This is a genomic window from Bacillota bacterium (assembly GCA_036504675.1).
Classification (GTDB): domain Bacteria; phylum Bacillota; class Sulfobacillia; order JAJYWN01; family JAJZPE01; genus DASXUT01.
The window spans coordinates 47,486-53,485 of sequence record DASXUT010000004.1 but is presented as its reverse complement, the minus strand read 5'-3'; the positions used below and the strand labels follow the sequence as shown (position 1 = coordinate 53,485).

Sequence of the window (6,000 nt, the reverse complement as noted above, 5' to 3'; positions counted from 1 at the left end):
GGGTAGGTTTTTCAAGGCCTGGCTCCGCCACCGGTGGAGCTGGTTTGGGTGAAGCCCATACTGGGAGGCCAGTTCTGTGATCGTCTTCTCTTCCTTGAGCATTTCCAGCACAATCTGGGCTTTCAGCTCAGGCGAGTGCTTTTTCCTCATACCCCGATTGTAACTTAAAACCGGCCATCTTCGTGTCTAGTTTTCTGGGTCCACTATACTTAGAGGCACGAAACACGGCTCTCTTACTCATCGTTGGCCAGACTGTCGGGGGAGCCGTTTTCCCCTGGCTGACAAGCGATGCGCGCAACGCCGTGTCGGACATGGAGGTACTGAGGTTCTTGAGGGCGTTTGAGGGCCGACGCGCAATAGGAGATCGACTGGGTATGCTGATCGAAGTATAATCCCTGGCAAGACGCGACCCAAGGTTGACTGGCTGGAGGTTCCTCCCCGGGGGCTGGGACAAAACGGGGCCAGCACCGAGTAATCCGATGTTCTGCCAGTTTGGAGCCACTCCGTTCGATGGCAATGACCGCTTTGTTCTCAGAATGGTTGCGGATAGAAAGGTCGGGGATTTTGCCATCGGGCTTTCAACTGACTGGGGAGAACAAGAATCTGATCTTGCACCGCTGAGCCAAAGAAGGAAGCGACTTGCTGCCCTAATTCAAGATTGGATAGGTAGACTCCCCCAATGCACTGTCGACAGTCCCGCACCGATTACCACTTCTCGAAACCATGTCCACGCGTTCAAGGGTGTCGAGTGGGAATTTCCAACGCCCCAGAGTGCTGCTATCCTAGCCGACAGGTTTGTGACAACCGCCCTCAACTGGTATTGGTCCTTTGGAGACGTGGTGTTGAAGACCTTGGGTCAATGCTTTGGGCTCGGAAGTCGTCCCGCCGGGAGTCATCGGGTAGAGTAGGCAGCGACACAAGGGGCCGTTTGGTTTGACTGGAGACAGGGAGGAGGCAAGATCAGGTGAGAGGGGCTAGATGGGTTAAGTGGCTACCCATCATCTTCATGATTGCGCTCGTATTAGCATGGGTTCTTAGGTATGACTATGTTGGCACCAAGACCTATTCCGACGGTATAATCCGGTTCAAGGTAGACAGATGGACATCATATAAGTGGCAGGATGTCTTCGGCAAGTATTCCGGCACATATCCGGCATACAACGTTAAGGATCAAGAGGATTTATGGGACCGTTCTGTCCGCGCGGGCAAGATTGCTACTAGAGCTTGGTGGTTTCTGTTCGGCATTGACGCTCTATGGCTACTCTTCGACAACGTCTTGCCTCCTGTTCGCAGGCGGTCCCTACATCGGTCTACCCCTTAGAGAACGAGCAGGCCGCAGCGACGCCGGCATCGACCGGGAGGATCACACCGGCACCGGCATCATGCTGGACCCGGGATCACAGCCTTTTGAGTCTAGTCACCGACAAACACGACTCAAAGCCCCAACCGGGTTGAAGCAATCCCATCTGAGGCTAAGATTAAGAACGCGTTGTTCTGGTCGCGGATAGCAAAGACGGCCCCCATCACGGGTAGCCGTCTTTTTCGTGCAGCTTTCCGCTTCGTCAAGCGCCGGCGGACACCTGTGTGCCTATATTTCCGTTCTCCTCAGTGACCGGGAAGGTCTGGAGGATGTGCCGTTCACCGGTGAACAAGTCGATGCTCCATTCGTTGTTGAACTGGGGGTGACCGTTGTGCTCCGAGACGATCAACCGTGATCCGTCGGCGGCCAGCCGGTACGACCCCTTCCGCCGGGTCAGGCAAGCCGACAGGCCGTCGATTACTCGCAACAACCGGTGCATCGGCAAGAGTTGCGGCGGGAAGTCGGACGGAAGGACATTCTCTTCGTGATGGTGGTAGCGGATCAGGTGAACCACGTCGGCGTCCTTGTTGTAGAAGTGCTGGGCGATGTCGGCGCTGCGGGCCGCGTGGAGGTAGCCGTCCTCGAAGGTCTTCTTGGGGTCCACAATGTCGCCCACGGCCAGTTGGGGCTGGCTCTTGCCGATGTCGTGGAAGATGATCGACTGGACGACGGTATCCTTGTTGATCCCGATGAGGCTCATGACGCCCTTGTCATTGAGGTCGGCCGCCACCCGCATCGAGTTGACCACGTGCTGGTAGCAACCGTCGGCGATGACCTCGGTGATTTTTATCTTCTTGCTGTGGAGAAGGTAGACATCCCGATACTCCGGGGAGTGCTTCAGCTTGTGCTCGACCTTGGAGTTGGGAAGGGTCAGGGCGAAGGCCTTGTCCAGCTCGTCGCGGGCCGATTGGAGTTCGCGCTGGAGCTCTTTCTGGTCGCTGATATCATTGAAGGTCTGAATGACCCCGGTGACCTCGCCGCTCTCGATCAGCGGGACATAGTTGGCCAGGAACCAGCGCCCATCCTTCAACTGGGACTCTTCGCTGTAGATCGGTTGACCGCTGGACATCACCTTGAAGATCGGCGAGTCATTGACACTGACGACGCGGGCCTTCTGACCCAGGCGGTCGGCGGCTTTGTTGCCGGTCAGCCGTTCGGCGGCGGCGTTGTACTCCCGGATGACGAGGTCCTTGTCGACGACGATAAGTCCCTCATGGAGGGACTTGAGGATCATCCCCGCCCGGCGCTCCCAGGCCTCCCGCTCTCGCCCGGAGATCTCCTGCCAGGAGAAGTAGGACAGGACGGTGTCGCGGGTGAGGACGCCGACGATCTTGTCCTTGTCGACCACCGGCAGGCCGACCACCTTCTGTTCGGCGATCATCTCGGCGGCCTGCTCCATCTGAGTGTCCATGGTCACCAGGGAGAGGTTCTTGGCCGGCACCATCAGCTCGCTGACCGGGGCCTCCGGGTTGACCCCGCCACGGGCGAGGAGGGCCCTCAGCTCCTGGTCGGAGACTAACCCTGCCAAGCGCTCGCCGGACATGACCAGAGCGCACTGGGATTTGGCTTCAGTGAGCCTGGCGGCGGCGGCGGAGGCCGGAGTGTCCGGCGCGATCACCGGGATATTGGTGGCCACCAGGTCTTTAACCTGCAAGTTTCTTCCCCCCAAGGATAGGCTTCCGTGCTCCCACACTATGGTTATCGGCTGACAGGGCCGGGTTTTTTACCCATTTTTGGACCTCCCAGTCTCAAGGGCCAAGGAAGTTTCGACAACCGGAAGGTCCAGTGCGTCGAAAAGGGCGATTTGCGTGCCTATTCCCGGCGGACCGCTCTCAATGGGCTCGTTTACCAGCACCCTTTATTTCCAGACCGGAAAGGGAAGGTCAGGTGGGCGTCGAAAAGGCAATTCTAGGTGATTCAGCCCAATGCCCAAGACGCCCGGCCGGACCCTCCTCCGGCCATCCATCCATCCAGTCGTCGCAGCGCCATCCTCATCGACCTGCGGACGGGTCAGGGGCTCTATTCGATGCGCCCCGACGCGCGGGAGTACCCGGCCAGCACGACCAAGGCCCTGACCGCCGTCATCGCCCTGGAAGTCGGTCGCCTCGACGACCTGGTGACGGTCGGGGACGCCCGCCTTCGCCGAGCTCATGAACCGGACGGCCGCTCTGATCGGGGCCAAGAATTCCCATTTCGTCAACCCCAACGGGCTGTCCGACAAGGACCATTACACGACCGCCCGTCGCCCGCGGTCCCGTCGCCGCTGAGCTCTTGCGCCGGGGCAGGATTCGGCCCTCCCATGGGCGAATCCCGACCGGCAAAGGACCCGGCCCCATCCAAGGCGGCCCCATCCAAGCGACAGGGGGTCTGTTAAGTGGCCCAGACCCGCCCCGTCGTGACCTCCGGCGAGAGCCTCGTAGAGGTCCGCGACCTGGTCAAATGGTTCCCGGTGACGGGCGGGATAATATCCCGGGCCGTCGCCTTCGTGAAGGCCTGCGACGGGGTCAGCTTCGACATCCGCCGCGGGGAGACGTTGGGGCTGGTGGGCGAGTCCGGTTGCGGCAAGACGACCACCGGGCGGGTCGTCCTGAGGCTTGAAGAACCGACCTCCGGGACGGTCAAGTTCGCCGGCCGGGACATCTTCAAGCTTGGCCGGGAGGAGCTGCGCCGGCTCCGGCGAGAGATGCAGATCATCTTCCAGGACCCCTACAGTTCCCTGGATCCGCGGATGACCGTCGGCGAGATCGTCGGCGAGCCATTGACCGTTCACGGGGTGGCCAGGGGGAAAGACAAGGAAGACCGGGTCATGGAGCTGCTCAAGGTGGTCGGCCTGACCCCGGCCCACGCCAAGCGCTATCCGCATGAGTTCTCCGGCGGACAGCGCCAGCGGATTGGCGTCGCCCGGGCCCTGGCCCTCAACCCCAAGCTGATCGTCTGCGACGAACCCGTCTCGGCCCTCGATGTCTCCATCCAGTCGCAGGTCCTCAACCTCTTGGCCGACCTCCAGGCCAAGTTCGGCCTGACCTACCTGTTCATCGCCCACGATCTCGCGGTGATCAAGCACATCAGCGACCACATCGGGGTGATGTACCTCGGCAAGCTGGTCGAGACGGCGAGTGAGCCGGAGCTCTTTGCCGACCCCCTCCACCCGTACACCCAAGCCTTGCTTTCGGCGATCCCGATTCCCAACCCGCGCCACCATCGGGAGCGAATCGTCCTCGAGGGTGACGTCCCGAGCCCGATCAACCCGCCCCCCGGTTGTCGCTTCCACACCCGATGCCGGCTGGCCATCGACCGTTGCCGGGTCGAAGAACCGGTCATGCGTGAACTCGCCCCCGGTCATCAGGTGGCCTGCCACCGAGCGGACGAATAGGGGAGGGGAGAGGGCCGGCCGGCTTGCGGCGGGCATCCCTGAATCAGGGAGGAAGAGATGAGGCCATACGTCCCGGCGATTGCCGTCGTCGGCGGTTCCGGAAGCGGCAAGACAACCTTGATCTCCGGCGTCCTTCCCAGCCTGGCCGGGAGGGGGCGCCGGATTGTCGTCATCAAGCACGCCGCCCACGGCTTCGACCGTCGGGGTGGCCCCCCCAGGGATAGCGACCGCTTCCTCGAGGCCGGCGCGGCCGGAGTCGTCCTCGTGGGCCCGGAGACCATGGCCGCCGTCGCCTCCGGAACGGCCGCCAGCGCCGCCGAAAGGCCGGTCGAGCCCGGCACATCCCCCCTCGAACAGGCCCTGGACCTTGCGGTCGTGGCCTTTGGGCGAAACGACCTGACCATCGTCGAGGGCTTCAGGGAGTCTCATCTGCCCAAGGTGTTCGTCCGCGGCGGCCGGGCCAAGCCGTTCAGCGGGGCCGTCTTCGCCCCGCAGTCCTATCCGCCGGGGGTCCTGGCGGTCGCCGCCGCAAGCCGCCCGCCTGGACTGCCCCAGGCCATCCCGGTCCTCGGCCCCGGGTCGTCCGCGAGATGGGCCCAGTTCTTCGATCACCTGGCTCTGGCCGGACCCGGGGGGCCCAAGCCCGCCTTCAGCGGGGTCATCCTGGCCGGCGGACGCAGCACCAGGCTCGGCCGAAACAAGGCCCTCCTGGACTTCGGCGGCCGGCCGCTCATCGCCCACGTGGCCGCCAGGCTGCGCCCCCTGGTCGAGGAAGTGGTCATCGTCGCCGGCGAGGCCGATGATTATCGGCCCTATGCCGATCGGGTCGTGCCCGACGTGATGCCCGGCTACGGGCCGCTGGGGGGGATCTACAGCGGGCTCCTGGCCGCCCGGCACCGCACCGTCGTCTTCATGGGCTGCGACCAGCCGCTGGTCCCGGCCGACCTCTTGGAAAGGGTCGGCTCGATCGTCGCCGCCGGGGCCGATGCGGCCGTGCCCTTCGCCGGGGGTGAGTATGAACCGCTGGTGGCGGCCTATGCCCGGACCTGCCATTCGGCCGTCGAAGAGGCGATGGCCGCCGGGCGCCGCCGGGTGGTCAGCTTCTATCCGGCGGTCCGCCTATCCGTCCTGGCCGAGCAAAGCGTGAGGGCCCTCGGCGACCCGAAGACCCTCTTTCTCAACATCAACTCCGAGGAGGATTACCGCCGGGCTCTGCGCCGCCGGCCGTCCTAGACGTTTGACTCCCGCCCCGATCCCACGACCACAG

Annotated in this window: 4 protein-coding genes and 1 pseudogene; 3 read left to right on the top strand and 2 right to left on the bottom strand. The window is 63.0% G+C overall.

What is annotated here, in order from left to right:
- Together VGL40_00350 and VGL40_00345 are read right to left on the bottom strand one after the other, a co-directional pair.
- Positions 1-150 (bottom strand): transposase (locus tag VGL40_00350; GenBank protein HEY3313724.1); only part of this gene is annotated, 150 nt, incomplete at its 3' end.
- A gap of 1,412 nt (positions 151-1,562) precedes the next feature.
- Positions 1,563-3,014, bottom strand: a complete 1,452-nt coding sequence (locus VGL40_00345) for a CBS domain-containing protein (GenBank protein ID HEY3313723.1) — start codon at positions 3,012-3,014, stop codon at positions 1,563-1,565.
- A 372-nt stretch (positions 3,015-3,386) separates the two neighbouring features.
- Here VGL40_00345 and VGL40_00340 point away from each other — a divergent pair.
- The 3 genes and pseudogenes from VGL40_00340 (at position 3,387) to VGL40_00330 (ending at position 5,966) form a co-directional block, all read left to right on the top strand.
- Positions 3,387-3,627: pseudogene (locus VGL40_00340) on the top strand (hypothetical protein).
- A 107-nt stretch (positions 3,628-3,734) separates the two neighbouring features.
- On the top strand, positions 3,735-4,733 hold the full coding sequence (locus VGL40_00335) for a dipeptide ABC transporter ATP-binding protein (protein ID HEY3313722.1): 999 nt from the start codon (positions 3,735-3,737) through the stop codon (positions 4,731-4,733).
- Positions 4,734-4,790: 57 nt separating this feature from the next.
- Complete coding sequence (locus tag VGL40_00330; protein HEY3313721.1) at positions 4,791-5,966, top strand: molybdopterin-guanine dinucleotide biosynthesis protein MobB; 1,176 nt, start codon at positions 4,791-4,793, stop codon at positions 5,964-5,966.
- Positions 5,967-6,000 lie beyond the last annotated feature (34 nt).